The following is a 20,638-nucleotide window of genomic DNA, read 5'->3' on the forward strand; positions in this document are numbered from 1 at the left end:
ATCGCCGCCGTCAGCGTCGTCTTGCCGTGGTCAACGTGACCGATCGTGCCGATGTTCACGTGCGGCTTCGTGCGTTCGAACTTTTCCTTGGCCATTCTCTAGCTCCTGGCATCCCCAAAGCGGGGGTCCAAATGGGTTTGGGGATAGGTGGGGCGATTTGTGGTCAAACCGCCCCGTTTTCAAGTGGGTCCGTCGGAAAGACGGATTTAGGCGTACTTCTTGATCACTTCGTCGGCGACGTGTTGCGGCACCGATTCATAGTGGTCGTACTGCATGGTGAACTGGGCGCGACCCTGCGACATGCCGCGCAGCGTGTTCACATAGCCGAACATGTTGGCCAGCGGCACGAAGGCGTTCACGACGACGGCGTTGCCGCGCATGTCCTGCCCCTGGATCATGCCGCGACGGCCGTTCAGGTCGCCGATGATCGAACCCAGGTACTCTTCCGGGGTCACGACCTCGACGGCCATGATCGGCTCGAGCAGCTTCGGTCCGCCCTTTTCCTTCAGTTCGCGGAAAGCGGCGCGCGAGGCGATTTCGAACGCCAGGACCGAGGAGTCGACGTCGTGGAAGGCGCCGTCCACCAGGGTGGCCTTGACGTCGATGACCGGGAAGCCGGCCAGCAGGCCGTTGTCCTTGGCCGACTTCAGGCCCTTTTCCACGCCCGGGATGTATTCCTTGGGCACGGCGCCGCCGACGATGGCCGACTCGAAGACGAAGTCCGAACCCGGCTCGCCCGGCTCGAACACCAGCTTGACGCGGGCGAACTGGCCCGTACCGCCGGTCTGCTTCTTGTGGGTGTAGTCGATCTCGGCCTTGCGGCTGATGGACTCGCGATAGGCCACCTGCGGCGCGCCGATGGTCGCTTCGACCTTGTAGGTGCGCTTCAGGATGTCGATCTTGATGTCCAGGTGCAGCTCGCCCATGCCCTTCAGGATCGTCTGGCCCGACTCGTGGTCGGTCGAGACGGTGAAGGACGGATCTTCCGAAGCCAGCTTGGCCAGGGCGACGCCCAGCTTCTCCTGGTCGGCCTTGGTCTTGGGCTCGACGGCGATCTCGATAACCGGCGCCGGGAATTCCATCTTCTCAAGGATGACCGGGGACTTCAGCGGGTCGCACAGGGTGTCGCCCGTGCGGGTTTCCTTCAGGCCGGCCAGAGCGACGATGTCGCCGGCGTAGGCTTCCTTGATGTCCTCACGGTTGTTGGAGTGCATCAGCAGCATGCGGCCGACGCGCTCGCGCTTGTCGCGCGACGAGTTCAGCAGCGACTGACCGGTCTCCATCTTGCCCGAGTAGACGCGGCAGAAGGTGATCGAGCCGACGAAGGGGTCGTCCATGATCTTGAACGCCAGAACCGACAGGGGCTCGTCGTCCGACGCCTTGCGCGAGGTCGGCTCTTCGGTCTTGAAGTCGATGCCCGGGATAGCCGGAATGTCGACCGGCGACGGCAGGTAGTCGACGACGGCGTCCAGCAGCGGCTGCACGCCCTTGTTCTTGAAGGCCGAGCCGGCGAGGATCGGGTAGAAGGCGCCGGTGATGACGGCCTTGCGGATGCAGCGCTTCAGCACTTCAACCGACGGCTCGTTGCCTTCCAGGTAGGCTTCCATGGCCTCGTCGTCGATCTCGACGGCGTTGTCGACCAGGTACTGGCGAGCGGCGGCCACGGCGTCAGCCATGTCAGCCGGGATGTCGCGCACGTCGGCCGAGGCGCCGACCTGATCGGTTTCCCAGACCAGGGCCTTCATCTCGACCAGGTCGACCACGCCCTTCAGGTTCGATTCCGAACCGATCGGCAGTTGGATCGGCACAGCCTTGGCGCCCAGACGGTCGCGGATCGACTCGACCGACTTCTCGAAATCGGCGCCGATCTTGTCCATCTTGTTGACGAAGACGATGCGGGGGACGTTGTACTTGTCGGCCTGGCGCCAGACGGTTTCCGTCTGCGGCTCGACGCCGGCGTTGCCGTCCAGAACGGTCACGGCGCCGTCGAGGACGCGCAGCGAACGCTCGACTTCAATGGTGAAGTCCACGTGGCCGGGGGTGTCGATGATGTTGAGGCGCTTTTCTTTCCAGAAGGCGGTCGTCGCAGCCGACGTGATGGTGATGCCGCGTTCCTGCTCCTGGTCCATCCAGTCCATGGTGGACGCGCCGTCGTGCGTCTCGCCCATTTTGTGGTTCTTGCCGGTGTAGAACAGAATCCGCTCGGTCGTCGTCGTCTTGCCCGCGTCGATGTGGGCCATGATGCCGAAGTTGCGGTAGTCTTCGATTTTGTTTGTGCGGGGCATTGGATTTGCCTTCCGGGAGCTTCGCGGACGCGCGAGCGCCCTGGGGTGTCGGATATGACGGCGCGGGCGGTTCAGTCTGAACGCCCGCGCCGGATCGTCTGATTAGCGACCGCCCCATTATCCGAAGAAGAGGGACGATTTTAAGACGTTTACCAGCGGTAGTGGCTGAAGGCGCGGTTGGCTTCGGCCATCTTGTGGGTGTCTTCGCGCTTCTTGACCGCGGTGCCGCGGTTGTTGGCGGCGTCCAGCAGCTCGGCGGCCAGCTTTTCCGTCATGGTGTTTTCGCCGCGGTTGCGCGCGGCGTTGACCAGCCAGCGGATAGCCAGGGCGCGACGACGGTCCGGACGGACTTCGACCGGCACCTGATAGGTGGCGCCGCCGACGCGACGCGAACGGACTTCAACCGCCGGGGCGACGTTTTCCAGGGCGATGTGGAAGGTCTCGACCGCAGTCTGCTCCTTCTTCTTCTCGGCCAGGATGTCGAAGGCGCCGTAGACGATGTTCTCGGCGACGGCCTTCTTACCTTCGTACATGACGTAGTTCATGAACTTGGTGACGATCAGGTCCCCGAACTTGGGATCCGGCAGGACTTCACGCTTCTGAGCGCGGTGACGACGGGACATGGATGTATCCTCTTAAATCTGTAGGGCGCTAGGAGCGGATTACTTCGGACGCTTGGCGCCGTAGTGCGAACGACGCTGCTTGCGGTCCTTGACGCCCTGGGTGTCGAGCACGCCGCGCAGGATGTGGTAGCGAACGCCGGGCAAGTCCTTCACGCGGCCGCCGCGGATCAGCACGACCGAGTGCTCCTGCAGGTTGTGGCCTTCGCCGGGGATGTAGCACACGGCTTCGACGCCGTTCTTGGCCAGACGGACCTTGGCGACCTTACGCAGAGCCGAGTTCGGCTTCTTCGGGGTCGTGGTGTAGACGCGGGTGCAGACGCCGCGACGCTGGGGCGAACCCTCCAGGGCCGGGACCTTGTTGCGGACCGGCTTCGGCTTGCGGGGCTTGCGGATCAGTTGGTTGATCGTGGGCATTCGAATTCGTCTCTTTTCGATGTGGAGGCGTGTGTCTTTCGACCGGAGCGCCTCATGAGCCTTCTTTTGAACGGGACCGAAGCCCCGCCCGGGTGTTATCGAGCCGAGGTCAGGACGCCCAAACAGAAAAACCGGAACGCGCGCTTCGGGCGTTCCGGCGGGACACAGCCCGTCCGTTAGATTGTCACGATCTCAGCGGACGGCGAACCGCCCACGTCTCGAAAGTGCGCGGCTTCTACGCGCGATCCGTTAACAGGTCAAGAGAGACGCGTGGACCGACGTTCAGGGCGTCGTGTTCGTATCCTGTTCAGGGATCGATGATATTGCGCCTAGATATCGCCATGCTTGCCTAGGCATCATTCGTTCGGACGATGGGGGAGCCTTCATGAGCATCGCCGTTCTGCCCGAAGGCCCGACGACGCGAACCCGTCCGGGCCTCAAGCGAGCCCTGACGGCGGGGACCTCGGTGCTGATGCACGCGATCGTCCTGGGCGGCATGGCCCACTACGCGGCGGGCGACCGTCGCGAATCCCTCCCCACGCCGCCGCCGCCGATCATCCACGTGGAACTGGAGCGACCGTTCGTTCCGCCGCAACCGCGGCCTCCCCTTCCTGCGCCGACGCCTGCGCCGGCCCCCGCCCCTGCTCAGGCGGCTTCCGTCCCTCGGACCGCCCCGCAGGCTCCGCCCCTGCCGACCCCGGCGTCCAAGACGGCGCCCGCGCCGCCGGCCGCCGCACTGGAGCAGGCGCCGGTCGCGCCCGCCGTCATCGCGCCCATACGTCCGCGCAAGAAGGACGAGGAGGACGGCCGCGACGGCCTGCCCGCTCCGCCGGCGCCGCGCCTGGCCGCTCCCGCGCCGGGCGCGCCTTCAGCCGCCGCGTCAGGCGTGGACGGCATTTCCGACGCCTGGCGCGTGACGCCTGAGGGTCAGTCCGGGCGCAACGCCCGCGCCTTGCGCACCTCCCCCGCCGGATGCCCTGCGGACCGACTGCTTCGTCGAGGCGAAGAGATCATCTGCGAGGAACGGTTCAACGCCCGGGCGGCGCAGGGCGCAGAGAACGGCCGGATCACCGGTACCGGCAACGCAGAGCGCGACGCCCGCTTCGCCCGCGAAGGGGCGCGCGAGATGCAGCGCTACGAGGCCCAGCGTCGACCGCTCAGCGGCGGGGTCGGAGTGCTCGCGCCTCAGGACTGCCCAGGCTCCAACTTCGGCACGGGCTGCGCGGGCGCGCACCTGGATTCCTCGATGCAGATGGACTCCAACCGCAATGTCCAGACCCGCCGCGACGGCGCTCCCGCCTCCGGCCGCCCGATGACGCCCGGCGCCGCCAACACGCGCGAACCGATGACGCCGCAGTAGGCGTCCGGCGCACGGCCAGCGCCCGCCCCACGGCCTCGAGCGGCGCGAAGCGCGGTAGGCCATAAAAAAGAGCGGCGCCTTTCGACGCCGCCCTCTTCAGTCTTTCAGGTCTGAACCCGGATCAGTCGGCCGACTGCTCCAGCTCCAGGGCCAGATCCGCGGGAAGCGGCTCGACCGCGTCTTCGCGGGCCTGGGTCAGCTCAGCGTCACGCTCGTTGGCGATCTTCTGCAGGCTGCGCAGGTAGGAGCCCGTACCGGCCGGGATCAGACGACCCACGATCACGTTCTCCTTCAGGCCTTCCAGCGTGTCCTTCTTGCCGTGGACCGAGGCCTCGGTGAGGACGCGGGTCGTCTCTTGGAACGAGGCCGCCGAGATGAAGCTGCGGGTCTGCAGCGACGCCTTGGTGATGCCCAGCAGGACCGGCTGCACGGTGGCGATGCGGCCGCCGCGCTTCTCGACCTTGGCGTTCTCGATGTCGACTTCGACACGATCGACGTGGTCGCCCTTGATGAGCGTCGTCTCGGCCGAGTCGATGACCTCGACCTTCTGCAGCATCTGACGGACGATGACCTCGATGTGCTTGTCGTTGATCGGCACGCCCTGCAGTCGGTAGACCTCCTGCACTTCGTTCACCAGATACTCGGCCAGCGCCTCGACGCCCTGGATGCGCAGCAGGTCGTGCGGATCCGGGTTGCCGTCGATGATGTAGTCGCCCTTCTGGATCAGATCGCCGTCGTGGACGGAGATGTGCTTGCCCTTCGGGATCAGGAACTCGACCGCTTCGCCCTGGTTGCCGTCTGCGTCGACTTCCGGGGTGATCTTGATGCGGCGCTTGTTCTTGTAGTCGCGACCGAACTCGACGCGACCGTCCATCTCGGCGATGACCGCGCAATCCTTCGGACGACGGGCTTCGAACAGTTCCGCCACGCGCGGCAGACCGCCGGTGATGTCGCGGGTCTTGGCGCCTTCGGTCGGGATACGGGCGATGATGTCGCCCGGCTTGGTCTCGTCGCCGTTGGCCACCGACAGGATGGCGCCGACGGGCAGCAGATAGCGCGCGTCAGAACCGCTCGACAGCTTGGCGTAGCTGTCGCCCTGGGTGACGCCCATGGCCGGACGCAGGTCCGCGCCGCGCGGGCTGGCGCGCCAGTCGGAGACGACGCGCTGGGCGATGCCCGTGGCCTCGTCCGTCTCTTCCTTGACCGACAGGCCGTCGACCAGATCCTCGAAACGCACCACGCCGCCGACTTCCGTAAGGATCGGGGTGGTGTACGGGTCCCACTCGGCCAGGCGCTGGTTCTTGGCCACCTCGCCGCCGTCCTTGACGCGCAGGCGCGCCCCGTAAGGCACCTTGTAGGATTCGCGATCCTTGCCGTCGACGGTCACGGTGACCACGACGTTGCGGCTCATGGCCACCGGGTCGCCGTGAGCGGCGATAACCGTCGGGCCGACAACCTTGATGACACCCGCGTTGGTCGCCTCGAAGAAGGAGGTTTCCGCCACCTGGGCCGTACCGCCGATGTGGAAGGTCCGCATCGTCAGCTGGGTGCCCGGCTCGCCGATCGACTGGGCGGCGATGACGCCGACCGCTTCGCCGATGTTGACATTGGTGCCGCGCGCCAGGTCGCGGCCGTAGCAGGTCGCGCAGATGCCGGTGTCGGCTTCACAGGTCAGGGCCGAGCGGACCTTGATGGACTGGACGCCCACCTTGTCGATCATCTCGACTTCCTCTTCCTGCAGATAGGTGTCCGCAGGATACAGGACCTCGCCGCCCGGCTCCTTGATGTCCTCGGCCGCGTAACGGCCCAGGACGCGCTGGCCCAGCGAGACGAGCACGTCGCCGCCTTCGACCACGGCGCGCAGGGTGATGCCGCGCGTCGAGCCGCAGTCTTCCTCGGTGACGATGGAGTCCTGCGCCACGTCCACCAGACGACGGGTCAGGTAACCCGAGTTGGCGGTCTTCAGGGCGGTGTCGGCCAGACCCTTACGGGCGCCGTGGGTCGAGTTGAAGTATTCAAGGACGGTCAGGCCTTCCTTGAAGTTCGAGATGATCGGCGTCTCGATGATCTCGCCCGAGGGCTTGGCCATCAGGCCGCGCATCCCGCCCAGCTGCTTCATCTGAGCCTGCGAACCACGGGCGCCCGAGTTGGCCATCATGAAGACCGAGTTGATGTCCGGCTCCTGACCCTTGATCAGGACGCGCGGCTGGGCGATTTCGCCCATCATCTCATCGGCGATCTTGTCCGTGGCCTTGGCCCAGGCGTCGACGACCTTGTTGTACTTCTCGCCCTTGGTGATCAGGCCGTCGGCGTATTGTTGCTCGTACTCCTCGACCTGGGTGCGGGTCTCGTTGACCAGGGCTTCCTTCTTGGCGGGGATGACGATGTCGTCCTTGCCCACCGAGATGCCGGCCTTGGCCGCTTCGCGGAAGCCCATCTGCATCATCTGGTCGGCGAAGATGACCGTCGCCTTCTGACCGCAGTGACGGTAGACCTGATCGATCAGGTTGCCGATTTCCTTCTTGGTCAGGTTCTTCTCAAGCAGGCGGTAGCCGATGTTCGGGTTGTGCGGCAGCAGGGCGCCCAGCTTCATCCGGCCCGGCGTGGTGTCGATCACCTTGGTGATCAGTTCGCCGTCCGCATTCATCTCGGTCCAGCGCGCCTTGATCTTGGTGTGCAGCTTGACGACCTGGGCGTCCAGCGCCGCGTCGATTTCACCCATGTTGGCGAACAGCTTGCCTTCGCCCGGCTGGTTCTCCTTGACCAGCGACAGGTAGTACAGGCCCAGGACGATGTCCTGCGACGGCACGATGATCGGCTTGCCGTTGGCGGGCGACAGGATGTTGTTCGTCGACATCATCAGCACCCGCGCTTCCAGCTGGGCCTCGAGGCTCAGCGGGACGTGCACGGCCATCTGGTCGCCGTCGAAGTCAGCGTTGAACGCCGTACAGACCAGCGGGTGCAGGCGGATGGCCTTGCCCTCGATCAGCTTGGGCTCGAACGCCTGGATGCCCAGACGGTGCAGCGTCGGCGCGCGGTTCAGCAGAACCGGGTGCTCGCGGATGACCTCGTCCAGGATGTCCCAGACGGCGGGCTGTTCGCGCTCGACCATGCGCTTGGACTGCTTGACGGTGCCCGACAGGCCCTTGGCGTCCAGACGCGCGTAGATGAACGGCTTGAACAGCTCCAGCGCCATCTTCTTGGGCAGGCCGCACTCGTGCAGCTTCAGCTCGGGGCCCACGGTGATGACCGAACGGCCCGAGTAGTCGACGCGCTTGCCCAGCAGGTTCTGGCGGAAGCGGCCCTGCTTGCCCTTCAGCATGTCGGCCAGCGACTTCAGCGGACGCTTGTTGGCGCCCGTGATCACGCGGCCGCGACGGCCGTTGTCGAACAGGGCGTCGACGGATTCCTGCAGCATCCGCTTTTCGTTGCGGATGATGATGTCCGGCGCGCGCAGCTCGATCAGGCGCTTCAGGCGGTTGTTCCGGTTGATGACCCGACGATACAGGTCGTTCAGGTCCGACGTCGCGAAGCGGCCGCCGTCCAGCGGCACCAGCGGACGCAGTTCCGGCGGGATGACCGGCACGATGGTCAGGATCATCCACTCGGGCTTGTTGCCCGACTCGATGAAGGCTTCCAGCAACTTCAGGCGCTTGGACGCCTTCTTGGCCTTCAGCTCCGACGGATTGTCCGCCAGTTCGGCGCGATGCTTCTCGGCCTCTGCGTTCAGATCGATCGCCATCAGCAGGTTGCGGACCGCCTCGGCGCCGATCTCGGCGGTGAAGCCGTCGTCGCCGAACTCTTCCTGATAGTGATAGAATTCGTCTTCCGTCAGCAGTTGGTTCTGCTTCAGCGGGGTCAGGCCCGGCTCGGTGACGATGTAGTTCTCGAAATACAGGACGCGCTCGACGTCCTTCAGCGCCATGTCCAGCATCAGCGAGATGCGCGACGGCAGCGACTTCAGGAACCAGATGTGAGCGACCGGAGCGGCCAGGTCGATGTGGCCCATGCGTTCGCGACGGACGCGGGCCAGGGTGACCTCAACGCCGCACTTCTCGCAGATGATGCCCTTGTACTTCATGCGCTTGTACTTGCCGCACAGGCATTCGTAGTCCTTGGTCGGGCCAAAGATACGGGCGCAGAACAGGCCGTCACGCTCAGGCTTGAACGTACGGTAGTTGATGGTTTCCGGCTTCTTGATCTCGCCGAACGACCACGAACGGATCTTCTCCGGCGAGGCCAGGGCGATCTTGATCTGGTCGAAGGTCGGCGTGACCGGAACCGGGTTGAAGATGTTCAGGACTTCCTGGTTCATCTTTATTCCTTCTGCGGGGCTGCCCCGCGAAAATCATTCAGAGAGGAGAACAGGCGGACCGCCCTCCCCCGCCGAGGCGAGGAAGGGCGCTTGATCCGATCAGCTGTTTTCCAGCTCCACGTTCAGGCCCAGCGAGCGCATTTCCTTCACCAGCACGTTGAAGGACTCGGGGATGCCGGCCTCGAAGCTGTCGTCGCCGCGGACGATGGCCTCGTAGACCTTGGTCCGACCGGCCACGTCGTCCGACTTCACCGTCAGCATTTCCTGCAGGGTGTAGGCGGCGCCGTAAGCTTCCAGAGCCCAGACCTCCATTTCCCCGAAGCGCTGACCGCCGAACTGCGCCTTACCGCCCAGCGGCTGCTGGGTGACGAGCGAGTACGGGCCGATCGAACGGGCGTGGATCTTGTCGTCGACCAGGTGGTGCAGCTTCAGCATGTACACATAGCCGACCGTGACCGGACGCTTGAACTGCTCGCCCGTCTGGCCGTCGAACAGGATCGACTGACCCGAACGATCCAGGTCCGCCGATTCCAGCAGATCCTCGATGTCCGAGATGCGCGCTCCGTCGAAGACCGGAGTCGCGAACGGAACGCCCTTGGCCAGGTTCTGGGCCAGTTCGATCAGCTCTTCGTCGCTCTGCGGCAGCGGGGTGTCGGCGCCGTAGATCTGGGTCAGACGCGACACCAGGGCGTCGCGCATTCCGCCGTCCATCCACTGCTCGAGCAAGCCCTTGATCTGCTTGCCCAGGCCCGCGGCGGCCCAACCCAGGTGGGTCTCGAAGATCTGGCCGATGTTCATGCGCGACGGCACGCCCAGCGGGTTCAGAACGATGTCGACGTGGGTGCCGTCGTCCAGGTGCGGCATGTCCTCGATCGGCAGGATCTTGGAGATGACGCCCTTGTTGCCGTGACGGCCGGCCATCTTGTCGCCCGGCTGCAGCTTGCGCTTCACGGCCACGAAGACCTTGACCATCTTCATGACGCCAGGCGGCATCTCGTCGCCGCGCTGCAGCTTCTCGACCTTGTCTTCGAAGCGGCGGTCGAGGGCCTTACGGGCGTCCTCGAACTGCTTCTTCATGGCCTCCAGTTCGCCCATCGCCTTCTCGTCGTCGAGGGCGACCTGCCACCACAGGCCCTTGGACACTTCGGCCAGCTTCTCTTCGGTGACCTCGCCGCGGCCCATGCCCTTCGGGCCGGACACGGCGGTCTTGCCGAGCAGCAGCGGCTTCACGCGGCCGTAGACGTTGCGCTCAAGGATCTTGAGCTCGTCGTCGCGGTCCTTGCCCAGACGTTCGATCTCGGCGCGCTCGATGGCCATCGCGCGCTCGTCCTTGTCGATGCCGTGGCGGTTGAATACCCGCACGTCAACGATGGTGCCGGCGACGCCGGGCGGCAGACGCAGCGAGGTGTCGCGCACGTCCGAAGCCTTCTCGCCGAAGATAGCGCGCAGCAGCTTCTCTTCCGGGGTCATCGGGCTTTCGCCCTTCGGCGTCACCTTGCCGACCAGGATGTCGCCCGGCTGGACCTCGGCGCCGATGGCCACGATGCCCGCTTCGTCGAGGTTGCGCAGGGCTTCCTCGCCAACGTTCGGGATGTCGCGGGTGATTTCTTCCGGCCCAAGCTTCGTATCACGCGCCATCACTTCGAACTCTTCGAGGTGGATGGAGGTGAAGATGTCGTCGCGCACGATGCGCTCGGAGATCAGGATGGAGTCTTCGAAGTTGTAGCCGTTCCAGGGCATATAGGCGACCAGGACGTTGCGCCCCAGAGCCAGTTCGCCCAGGTCCGTCGACGGACCGTCGGCGATGACGTCGCCAGTCTTCACCTCATCGCCCACGCGCACGATCGGGCGCTGGTTGATGCAGGTCGACTGGTTGGAACGCTGGAACTTCGACAGGCGATAGATGTCGACGCCCGAACGGCCCGCATCCACTTCGCCCGTGGCGCGCACGACGATACGGGTGCCGTCGATCTGCTCGACCACGCCGTCACGACGGGCGATCACCACGGCGCCGGAGTCCACGGCCACGACCGCTTCCATGCCGGTGCCGACCAGCGGCGCGTCCGACTGCACCAGAGGCACGGCCTGACGTTGCATGTTGGCGCCCATCAGCGCGCGGTTGGCGTCGTCGTTTTCCAGGAAGGGGATCAGGGCGGCGGCGACCGAAACGACCTGTTTCGGCGACACGTCCATCATGTCGACCGTTTCCTTGGTCAGCAGCTGGGAATCGCCGTTGATACGGCCCGGCACCAGCTCCTCGACGATCTCGCCGTCCTTCAGGTCGATGTTGGCCTGGGCGATGACGTGCTTCGCCTCTTCCATGGCCGAGATGTAGACCACCTCGTCCGTCGCCTTGCCTTCGACCACGCGACGGTACGGGCTTTCGATGAAGCCGTACTTGTTCACGCGGGCGTGGGTGGCCAGGGAGTTGATCAGACCGATGTTCGGGCCTTCCGGCGTTTCGATCGGGCAGATGCGGCCATAGTGCGTCGGGTGAACGTCGCGGACTTCAAAACCCGCGCGCTCGCGCGTCAGACCGCCCGGGCCAAGCGCCGAAAGGCGGCGCTTGTGGGTGATTTCCGACAGCGGGTTGGTCTGGTCCATGAACTGCGACAGCTGCGACGAACCGAAGAACTCGCGAACCGCGGCGGCGGCCGGTTTGGCGTTGATCAGGTCGTGCGGCATGACCGTGTCGATATCGACCGAGGACATGCGCTCCTTGATGGCGCGCTCCATGCGCAGCAGACCGACGCGGTACTGGTTTTCCAGCAGCTCGCCCACCGAACGGACCCGGCGGTTGCCCAGGTTGTCGATGTCGTCGATCTCGCCGCGGCCGTCCTTCAGCCCGACCAGGATTTGCAGCACCTTCAGCACGTCGTCCTTTTGCAGGACGCGGATTTCGTCCGAAACCTCAGGGGTTTCCAGACGCATGTTCATCTTGACCCGGCCCACGGCCGACAGGTCGTAACGCTCGGCGTCGAAGAACAGCGAGTTGAACATGGCCTCGGCCGCTTCCGGCGTCGGCGGCTCGCCCGGGCGCATGACGCGATAGACGTCGAACAGGGCATCCTCGCGGCCCGTGTTCTTGTCCACGCGCAGGGTGTTGCGCATGTAGGCGCCGACCGTGACGTGGTCGATATCCAGCACGTCGATGGTGGTGAAGCCGTTGGCTTCCAGCAGCTCGATCGTGGCGGCGTCCAGTTCGTCGCCCGCCTCGGCGTAGATCTCGCCGGTCTGGAAGTTGACGGCGTCCGAAGCCAGATACTTGGTCAGCAGGGCGTCAGCCGCCAGCGACAGCGACTTCAGGCCGCCGTCGGCCAGCTTCTTGGCGGCGCGGGCGCTGATCTTCTGACCGGCCGGGGCGACCACTTCGCCGGTGTCGGCGTCGACCAGGTCGAACTCCGGCTTCACGCCGCGCCAGCGTTCCGGCTTGTAGGGGGTGACCCAGCCTTCGCCGCGCTTCTCGTACGGAACCGTCTCGTAGAAGGTCTTGAGGATCTCTTCCCCGTCCATGCCCAGGGCATAGAGGAAGGTGGTGGCGGGCAGCTTGCGGCGACGGTCGATGCGGACATAGACGATGTCCTTGGCGTCGAACTCGAAGTCCAGCCACGAGCCGCGATACGGGATCACGCGGGCGGCGAACAGCAGCTTGCCCGAGGAGTGGGTCTTGCCCTTGTCGTGGTCGAAGAAGACGCCCGGCGAACGGTGCATCTGCGAGACGATCACGCGCTCGGTGCCGTTGACGATGAAGGTGCCCTTGTCCGTCATGAGCGGGATGTCGCCCATGTAGACGTCCTGCTCCTTGATGTCCTTGACCGAACGGGCGCCCGTTTCTTCCTCGGTCTCAAAGACGATCAGCCGCAGCTTGACCTTCAGCGGCGCGGCATAGGTCATGTCGCGCTGGATGCATTCCTCGACGTCGTACTTCGGGTCCTCGAACTCGTAGGAGACGTATTCCAGGACGGCGCGCTCGTTGAAGTCCTTGATCGGGAAGACCGACTTGAAGACCGCTTCAATGCCCTCGTCGTTGCGCAGGCCCGGGCGCGACTCGCGCTGCAGGAACTGCTCATAGGAAGCGCGCTGAACCTCGATCAGGTTCGGCATCTGCACGGCTTCGGGGATGCGCCCGAAGCTGTAGCGAATGCGCTTCTTGCCGGTGAACGACGTGGCGGCAGCGATCTTACCCAAGGCGAGACCGTCGGTGGACTTGGCCATTCTGTTTTCCCAATCGCGGCCCCTTGCGAGGCCCGCTCTCAATGCAGCAGCCACGGCGCGCCGACCGGCGATCCGTGACCGTAAATGTCTCTCGGCGCCCACCCTCGATCCGCATGCGGATCAGGACGCCTGGATGTATCCGCCCCCTTGGGGAGGGGCGACGCCTTCGCACCGGTCGGAGGGCGACAAACCGGGCCTCGGCGCTTTCGCGCGGGATTCATGGAATCTGCGGAGCGCGCATATATACGCCCTTCTTCGGCGAAATAAAGGCCCTTCACACGCCCAGTCGACAGTTTCGATCAGCGTGATAAGCCTAGCCTTATGAAGCACATCGCCCTGCCCGCTCTCGCCGCCCTATCGCTGTCCCTGTCTCTGGCCGCCTGCGCCTCGACGCCGGATGTCGGCTATCCCGGCCTGCGAGAGGCGGTCGGCCCCGCGACCCAGGAGAACTGGGAGGTCGGCCAGGCCGCCTATCTGATGTGGAACAGCCAGCGTCGCGGCTGGACCTCGACCGAGTCCGGCCTGCAATATCGCCTCGTCAGCAAGGCCAACCCCGAGGGCGCGCAACCCACTGCGACCGACACGGTCAAGGTCCACTATCGCGGCACCTTCATCGACGGGCGCGAGTTCGACAGCTCCTATTCGCGCAACGAGCCAGCGACCTTCCCCCTGAACCGCGTCATCAAGGGCTGGACCGAGGGCGTGGCCCTGATGCGCGAGGGCGAGACCTATGAGTTCGTCATCCCCGCCGACCTGGCCTACGGTTCGCGCTGGATGGGGACGGAAATTCCGGCCAACTCGGCTCTGCGGTTCACGGTCGAACTGCTGGAAGTGAATCCGGCGGACTAACTCAGGTCCATGCCGGGCCGCCAACCGCTCGCCGCCATGAACGCCTTGACGTCCGTGATCTGCAGGATCTGCCGCAAGGCTTCGTGTTTGTCCGGCGCGTTCCTGTAATAGGCCTTGGCGATCCGGTAGCCGACCCAGTAGCCGAGGTCCCCCGGCTTCTCAGGCGTCGAATTGTAGACCCAGGCCGACAGGTCGGTCTTGTCCTGATCGGCGACGAAGGCGGTCTCGATCTCGAGTTCGCGACCTCGAGTCTGCGGCGCGAGATAGGCATAGGCCGGCGCGCCGATCATCAGTTCGGTCACGAACTCCGCGACGCCCTCCGCCATCGACACCTCCAGCACCGTAAACTGCTCCTTCTCGGTCAGTTCGGGCGCCTGCTGGGTGTGAACATATTCGTGGATCAGAACCCCCACGAACCGGTCTTCGATATCGGGATTGATGAAGTCGGTGGCGCAGAGCGCCTCCAACCCCACCTGGATTCCATCCACCGGACTGCCGACCGCGACCGGGCGGCCGCGACCGATCACAAAGGTCGCCGACGGAAACTGCGCCTCGGGATTTTGATCGATGAAGCGGGCCAGCCCCTCGGCGACCCGCGCACGGACGCGCGGCAGGTGGTCGGCGCAAGCCCGCGCCTCGACATAGATTTCGGGCCGAGCAGCCATGGCGTCCGCCATCCTCGCGCCGGTCACCCTGCGCACCTTCGCCAGGTGCGTCAGACCAGCGGAGCCCTCATCCAGATAGGCCTGAAGCTGATCTGCGGTCGGGCGCCCGGCGGCGCTGTCGTAAAGCGCATAGAAGCGGTCGACGTCGCCGGTCTCGATCACGGGTTCGTGGCGGGCGCGATCAGGCGCCATCTGGGCCGCGCCTGTCGACGATGACGCCGAGATCGCCAGCACAGCGGCGACGCTCGCCAGAATCCGCTTCCCGTCCATGTGATCGCCCTCGCCTTGTGATGCCGCCGTCACGCTAGTACGCAATCGCAGCCGGCGAAATCCGTCTGCGCGCAGACGACCCAAACATGACGGCGAATTCATCCGCCCACGTCGGGCTTGACCATAGCCTCGACGCGCAGTGATCTGCCGCGTCCTCGCCGCCTTGCCGGAAAGTCCCCCTGATGATGCGTCCCGCCACCCGCCTGCTTGTCACCGCCTGCGCCTCCGCCTTGCTGTTCAGCGCCGGTTCGGCTCTGGCGCAGGTCGGCACGCCCGCCCTGCCCGTCGCCCTGGCGCCGATCCCGACAGCCAAGGACGAGGCCTATCCCGGCGTCATCAGGCTGGACGTCGACGCCACCGACATCGACCGCCGCCTGATCCAGGTGCGCCAGACCATTCCCGTCAGCGGCCCCGGCCCGCTGATCCTCTTCTATCCGCAGTGGATTCCCGGCCATCACGGCCCGGTCGGCCCGGTCGCCAACGTCGGCGGCCTGACCTTCACCGCCGGCGGACAGCGGCTGGAATGGGTGCGCAACACCGTCCAGCCCTGGGCCTATCAGATCGAAGTTCCCGCCGGCGTCACCGAGGTCCAGGCCGCCTTCCAGTGGCTGACGCCCATCGAGGGCGCCCAGGGCCGCGTCACCGTCACCCCGGAAATGGTCAACGTCCAGTGGGACAAGACCCTGCTGTATCCGGCGGGCTATTACTCGCGCCAGATCACCTTCCAGCCGACGCTGAAACTGCCCCAGGGCTGGAACTACGGCGCCGCTCTGGACACCGTCAGCTTCGAGAACGGCCTGGCGACCTTCGCGCCCATCACGCTGGAGCATCTGGCAGACAGCCCCGTCTTCGCCGGCGCCCACTATCGCCAGATCGACCTGGATCCGGGCGGCCGCTCGCCGGTGCGCCTGAACGTGGTGGCGGACACGGCCAAGATGCTGGAGGCGAGCGACGAGCATATCCAGCTGCACCGCAGCCTGGTCCAGCAGGCCGACCGCCTGTTCGGCGCGCGCCACTTCAACCACTACGATTTCCTGCTGGCGGTGACGGACAAGCTGGGCGGCATCGGCCTGGAGCACCACCGCTCGTCCGAGAACAGCGCCGATGTGAAGTATTTCACCGACCGCGAAGCGACCCTGGCCGATCGCGACCTGCTGGGTCACGAGTATACGCACAGCTGGAACGGCAAATGGCGTCGCCCGGCCGACCAGCTAACGCCCAATCTGAACGAGCCGCTGCAGAACTCTCTGATGTGGGTCTATGAGGGCCAGACGCAGTATTGGGGTCTGGTTCTGACGGCCCGCGCGGGGCTGATGAGCAAGCAGCAGGCGCTGGACGTGCTGGCCATGACCGCCGCCAGCTTCCAGAACATCCCCGGCCGCCAGTGGCGCGCCATGCAGGACACCACCAACGACCCCATCATCAGCCAGCGCCGCCCACAGCCGTGGAGCAGCTATCAGCGCAGCGAGGACTATTACCGCGAGGGCTCGCTGATCTGGCTGGACGCCGACACCCTGATCCGCGAGCGCACGGGCGGGAAGAAGTCGCTGGACGACTTCGCCAAGGCCTTCTTCGGTGTCGAGGACGGGAACTGGGACCCGGCCCCTTATACCTTCACCGACGTGACATCGACGCTGAACGGGGTGCAGACCAACGACTGGGCCGCCTTCCTGCGCGAACGACTGGACGCGGTCGGCCCCGGCTCGCGCGGCCCGCTCGACGGCATCGAACGGGGCGGCTACCGCCTGGTCTTCAAGGAGGAGCCGTCCGGCTACATGGGCGCCCTGTATAAGGAGCTGGACCGCAACGACTTCACCTATTCGCTCGGCTTCATGATGAACGGGTCGAACAAGCTCACCTCAGTCCTGTGGGGCGGCCCGGCGTTCGAACAGGGCCTGACCTTGGGCTGGGAAGTCGTCGCCGTCGGAGGCCGCGCGGCCTCGGCCGATGTGCTGAAGGAGGCGGTCACCGCCGCCAAGGGCACGTCGGAGCCGATCGAGCTGATCCTGAAGAACGGCGACGTCTTCAAGACGGTGCGCTTCGACTATCACGACGGCCTGCGCTACCCGCACCTGGAGCGGATCGAGGGGACGCCCGACCGGCTGGGCGACATCCTGAGCCCGCGTCGTCGATAGAGAACACCGCCAAAACCGCCTTCTCCCCTCGGGGGAGAAGGTGGCTCGCGGAGCGAGACGGATGAGGGGGGCGTCCGCTTCGCGCGCCTCCGTAAGCCGGTCTGCCTGCTGAAACCGCCCCCTCATCCGAGCGGCTCCGCCGCCCACCTTCTCCCCCGAGGGGAGAAGGGTTACGAGAACAACATGACCCTGACTCGACGCCTGCCCGCCGCCGCCCTCGCCCTGCTGCTGACCTCGGCCGCCTCGACCGCCCTCGCCCAGGACTGGACCGGACCGCAGGCGCCCGCCGCGCCGACGCCGCAGAACACGCCCCTGGCCCTGCCCCGCGCCCTGCCGCCGATCCCGGCACCGACGGCCGAGGTCTATCCCGGCGTCATCCGCTATGAGGTCGACGCCACCGACGTCGAAAAGAAGATCGTCCGCGTGCGCCAGACCATCCCGGTCACGCCCGGCCCTCTGGTCCTGCTCTATCCGAAATTCCTGCCGGGCAACCACGCCGCCACCGGCCCGATCCAGTTGCTCTCCGGCGTCACCGTCCAAGGCGGCGGACAGCGCATCGACTGGCTGCGCGACACCATCGATCCCTACGCCTTCCACATCGAGGTGCCGCAGGGCGTCAGCGAGATCACCGTCGACTTCCAGTGGCTGACCCAGCCCGACAACTCGACCTGGCGCGTCGTCATGACGCCCGAAATGGTCAATCTGCAGTGGGAGAAGGCCCTGCTCTATCCGGCGGGCTATCGCTCGACCGGCATCACCTTCGCCCCGTCGATCCGCCTGCAGCAGGGCTGGAAATACGGCGTCGCCCTCGACACCGAAAGCTTCGTCGACGGCCTGGCGACCTTTGCGCCGACCGACCTCTACACCCTGATCGACAGCCCCCTGTTCGGCGGCGCCCACTTCCAGCGCATCGCCATCGACCCCCGCCGCGGGAACGGCGAAGGCGCCGTCCACCTGAACATCGTCGCCGATACGGCCAAGGATCTCGCCCCCACGGCCGAGCAACTGGGCTGGTTCGAAAATCTGGTCACGCAGACCGACCGTCTGTTCGGCGCCCGCCCCTATGACCGCTACGACTTCCTGCTGGCGGCGACGGCCAAGCTGGGCGGCATCGGGCTGGAGCATCACCGCTCGTCAGAAAACTCCGTCCCGGCCGATTTCTTCACCAACTGGGGCAAGAGCCTGGGCGCCGTCGGCCTTCTGCCGCACGAGTTCACTCACGCCTGGAACGGCAAGCGCCAGCGCCCCGCCGACGAACTGACGGCCAACCACAATATCCCGACCCAGAACACCCTGCTGTGGGTCTATGAGGGCCAGACGGAATACTGGGGCGATGTGCTGACGGCGCGCTCGGGGCTGGCCTCCAAGACCGACATCCTGACCAGCTTCGCCGAGGTCGCGGCCTTCTACGATAACCAGCCCGGACGCGAATGGCGTCCGCTGCAGGATACGAACAACCACAACTTGCTCGGCTATCGCACCTCGAACCCCTATTCCTCGTGGATGCGCGGCACCGGCGACTACTACCGAGAGGCCCTGCTGATCTGGCTGGACGCCGACACCCTGATCCGCGAGGCGACCGACGGGAAGAAGTCGCTGGACGACTTCGCCAGGGGCTTCTTCGGCGGCGACGACGGCTCCTGGGCCCCGCGCGGCTATGTGTTCGAGGACGTGGTCGCAGGCCTGAACGCCGTCCATCCGCACGACTGGGCGACTTTCCTGCGCACGCGCCTCGACGCCAACGGGCCGGACGCCAAGGCCCCGCTGGACGGGCTGGCGCGCGGCGGCTACCGCCTGACCTACACCGACAGCCTGACCGCCGAGGAGAAGCGCATCCAGTCGGGCTGGGCCAACGACTTCCAGTATTCCCTGGGCTTCACCCTGTCCGCCTCGAACAAGCTGACGGGCGTCCGGTGGGGCGGCCGCGCCTTCGAAGCCGACATCGGACCGGGCTGGGAGCTGGTCGCCGTCAACGACGTCGCCGCCTCGGCCGAAAAACTGCGCGACGCCGTCACGGCCGCCAAGGGAGCCGACGCGCCGATCCGCCTGCTGCTCAAGAACGCAGACCGCTATCGCACCGTCGACTTCGACTATCACGACGGGCTGCGCTACCCGCGGCTTGAGCGGATTCCGGGCACGCCGGATCGGCTGGGCGACATCCTCAGTCCACGCCGCCGCTAGGAGTTTCAAGGACGGCCCTCGCACATCACGGCTTGGCGCAACAGGCCGGTGCGGTTTAACCTGTTCCGGACGGGCGCCGCTTCGGACCGCCCACATGAGAACTCGGCCCATGCCGGAGACCCCTGGCGCGCCCGGACGGCGCGACACGCGGTCCCTGCCTCGAAGGCCCCGCAACAGCGGGCCTTTCGATCGAGAAGCGCCTCTCTACGGCGCGCTCGACCTGGGGACCAATAATTGCCGCCTGCTGATCGCGCGCCCGTCGCGTGACGGCTTCCGCGTGGTGGATTCCTTCAGCCGCATCGTGCGCCTGGGCGAGAGCCTGTCGCGCACCGGTCGTCTGGACGATCGGGCGATGGACCGGGCCTACGACGCCCTGGCCCTGTGCGCCGAACGCCTGGTGCGCAAGGGCGTCGATCCCAAGCGCCTGACCGCCGTCGCCACCCAGGCCTGCCGCATGGCCGAGAACGGCCCCGCCTTCGTGGAGCGTGTGCGACACGGCACCGGCCTGCGGCTCAGGATCATCGATCCGGCCGAAGAGGCCGCCCTGTCGGTGGCGGGCTGCCTCAACCTGTTCGACCCCCGCGCCGAGGCGGTGCTGGTGATCGACGTGGGCGGCGGCTCGACCGAACTGTCCTGGCTGATGAAGGGGCCGCGCGGCTTCGAGACCGCAGCCTGGATGTCGGCGCCGCTGGGCGTGGTCAGCCTGGCCGAACGCCACCCCGAACCCGAAGGCAGCCCGCCCGAATGGTATGAGGCCATGGTCGCCGACTTCGGGGCCGCCATCGCTGCGGGCGGCCCCGAAGGCCCCGACTTCCTGACGCGCGTCGGCGCCGGGCGCGGCCATATGGTCGGCACCTCGGGCGCCATCACCAGCCTGGCCGGGATCCACCTGGGTCTGAGGCGGTATCAGCGCGATCTGGTCGACGGACTGTGGATGACGCGCGGCGACTGCGAAAAGGCCGCCGACCGCCTGATCGCCCTCGGTCCCGCCGGACGTGCGGCGGAAAGCTGCATCGGACCGGACCGCGCTGATCTGGTTCTGGCCGGCGCGGCGATTCTGGAAGCCGTACAGCGCGCCTGGCCGTGCGAACGGGTGCGCGTGGCCGACCGCGGCCTGCGCGAAGGCCTGTTGTTGCAAAAGATGCGCGAAGACCGTCAGCCGAAGCCGCGCCGACGGCGCCGACGCAAGCGCGCCGGAGGCGGTGGCGGCGTCGAATAGAACAGCCTTCTCCCCTTGTGGGAGAAGGTGGCAGGCGAAGCCTGACGGATGAGGGGTTGCGGGACGTTAACCCGTATTCCGCTTCCAGCGTTGAAAGACCCCTCATC

At 66.1% G+C, this 20,638-nt stretch carries 12 protein-coding genes; 5 read left to right on the forward strand and 7 right to left on the reverse strand.

Annotated features, from left to right (window positions below):
- The 4 genes from ACWGL1_RS05520 to rpsL all read right to left on the reverse strand — a co-directional run.
- Positions 1-95, reverse strand: a 95-nt coding sequence (locus ACWGL1_RS05520) for a GTP-binding protein (protein WP_018294844.1), incomplete at its 3' end; no start/stop codon positions are given.
- 111 nt (positions 96-206) lie between these two features.
- On the reverse strand, positions 207-2,285 hold the full coding sequence (fusA, locus tag ACWGL1_RS05525; RefSeq protein ID WP_291776165.1) for an elongation factor G: 2,079 nt from the start codon (positions 2,283-2,285) through the stop codon (positions 207-209).
- A gap of 149 nt (positions 2,286-2,434) precedes the next feature.
- A complete protein-coding gene (gene rpsG / locus ACWGL1_RS05530; RefSeq protein ID WP_291776167.1) occupies positions 2,435-2,908 on the reverse strand; it encodes a 30S ribosomal protein S7 in 474 nt (157 codons plus the stop codon).
- Between the two features lie 39 nt (positions 2,909-2,947).
- Positions 2,948-3,322, reverse strand: coding sequence for a 30S ribosomal protein S12 (rpsL, locus tag ACWGL1_RS05535; protein WP_003165508.1), 375 nt, complete (start codon positions 3,320-3,322; stop codon positions 2,948-2,950).
- Between the two features lie 385 nt (positions 3,323-3,707).
- Between rpsL and ACWGL1_RS05540 the strand changes: the two genes are divergently transcribed.
- Positions 3,708-4,682 (forward strand): hypothetical protein, encoded by a 975-nt coding sequence (locus ACWGL1_RS05540; RefSeq protein ID WP_452111408.1) that lies wholly within the window; start codon positions 3,708-3,710, stop codon positions 4,680-4,682.
- Between the two features lie 121 nt (positions 4,683-4,803).
- On the opposite strand, the gene rpoC is transcribed toward ACWGL1_RS05540, so the two are convergent.
- On the reverse strand, positions 4,804-8,997 hold the full coding sequence (gene rpoC, locus ACWGL1_RS05545) for a DNA-directed RNA polymerase subunit beta' (RefSeq protein WP_291776176.1): 4,194 nt from the start codon (positions 8,995-8,997) through the stop codon (positions 4,804-4,806).
- A 99-nt stretch (positions 8,998-9,096) separates the two neighbouring features.
- A complete protein-coding gene (gene rpoB, locus ACWGL1_RS05550) occupies positions 9,097-13,212 on the reverse strand; it encodes a DNA-directed RNA polymerase subunit beta (RefSeq protein WP_452111409.1) in 4,116 nt (1,371 codons plus the stop codon).
- 321 nt (positions 13,213-13,533) lie between these two features.
- Here rpoB and ACWGL1_RS05555 point away from each other — a divergent pair, with 321 nt between their 5' ends.
- Complete coding sequence (locus ACWGL1_RS05555) at positions 13,534-14,061, forward strand: FKBP-type peptidyl-prolyl cis-trans isomerase (protein ID WP_291776180.1); 528 nt, start codon at positions 13,534-13,536, stop codon at positions 14,059-14,061.
- Here ACWGL1_RS05555 and ACWGL1_RS05560 read toward each other — a convergent pair.
- Positions 14,058-14,996: a DUF2268 domain-containing putative Zn-dependent protease gene (locus ACWGL1_RS05560; RefSeq protein WP_452111410.1), complete on the reverse strand. Its 939-nt coding sequence runs from the start codon at positions 14,994-14,996 to the stop codon at positions 14,058-14,060. The two genes, ACWGL1_RS05555 and ACWGL1_RS05560, sit on opposite strands and share 4 nt — an antisense overlap.
- A gap of 185 nt (positions 14,997-15,181) precedes the next feature.
- Between ACWGL1_RS05560 and ACWGL1_RS05565 the strand changes: the two genes are divergently transcribed.
- The 3 genes from ACWGL1_RS05565 (at position 15,182) to ACWGL1_RS05575 (ending at position 20,531) form a co-directional block, all read left to right on the forward strand.
- Positions 15,182-17,131: a M61 family metallopeptidase gene (locus ACWGL1_RS05565; protein ID WP_452111674.1), complete on the forward strand. Its 1,950-nt coding sequence runs from the start codon at positions 15,182-15,184 to the stop codon at positions 17,129-17,131.
- Between the two features lie 183 nt (positions 17,132-17,314).
- The gene (locus ACWGL1_RS05570) at positions 17,315-19,312 is read left to right on the forward strand and encodes a M61 family metallopeptidase (protein WP_452111411.1); all 1,998 of its coding nucleotides are present in this window, start codon (positions 17,315-17,317) and stop codon (positions 19,310-19,312) included.
- A gap of 109 nt (positions 19,313-19,421) precedes the next feature.
- Positions 19,422-20,531 (forward strand): Ppx/GppA phosphatase family protein, encoded by a 1,110-nt coding sequence (locus ACWGL1_RS05575; RefSeq protein ID WP_452111412.1) that lies wholly within the window; start codon positions 19,422-19,424, stop codon positions 20,529-20,531.
- The last annotated feature ends 107 nt before the right edge of the window (positions 20,532-20,638 follow it).

Source organism: Brevundimonas sp. NPDC055812, assembly GCF_053616535.1.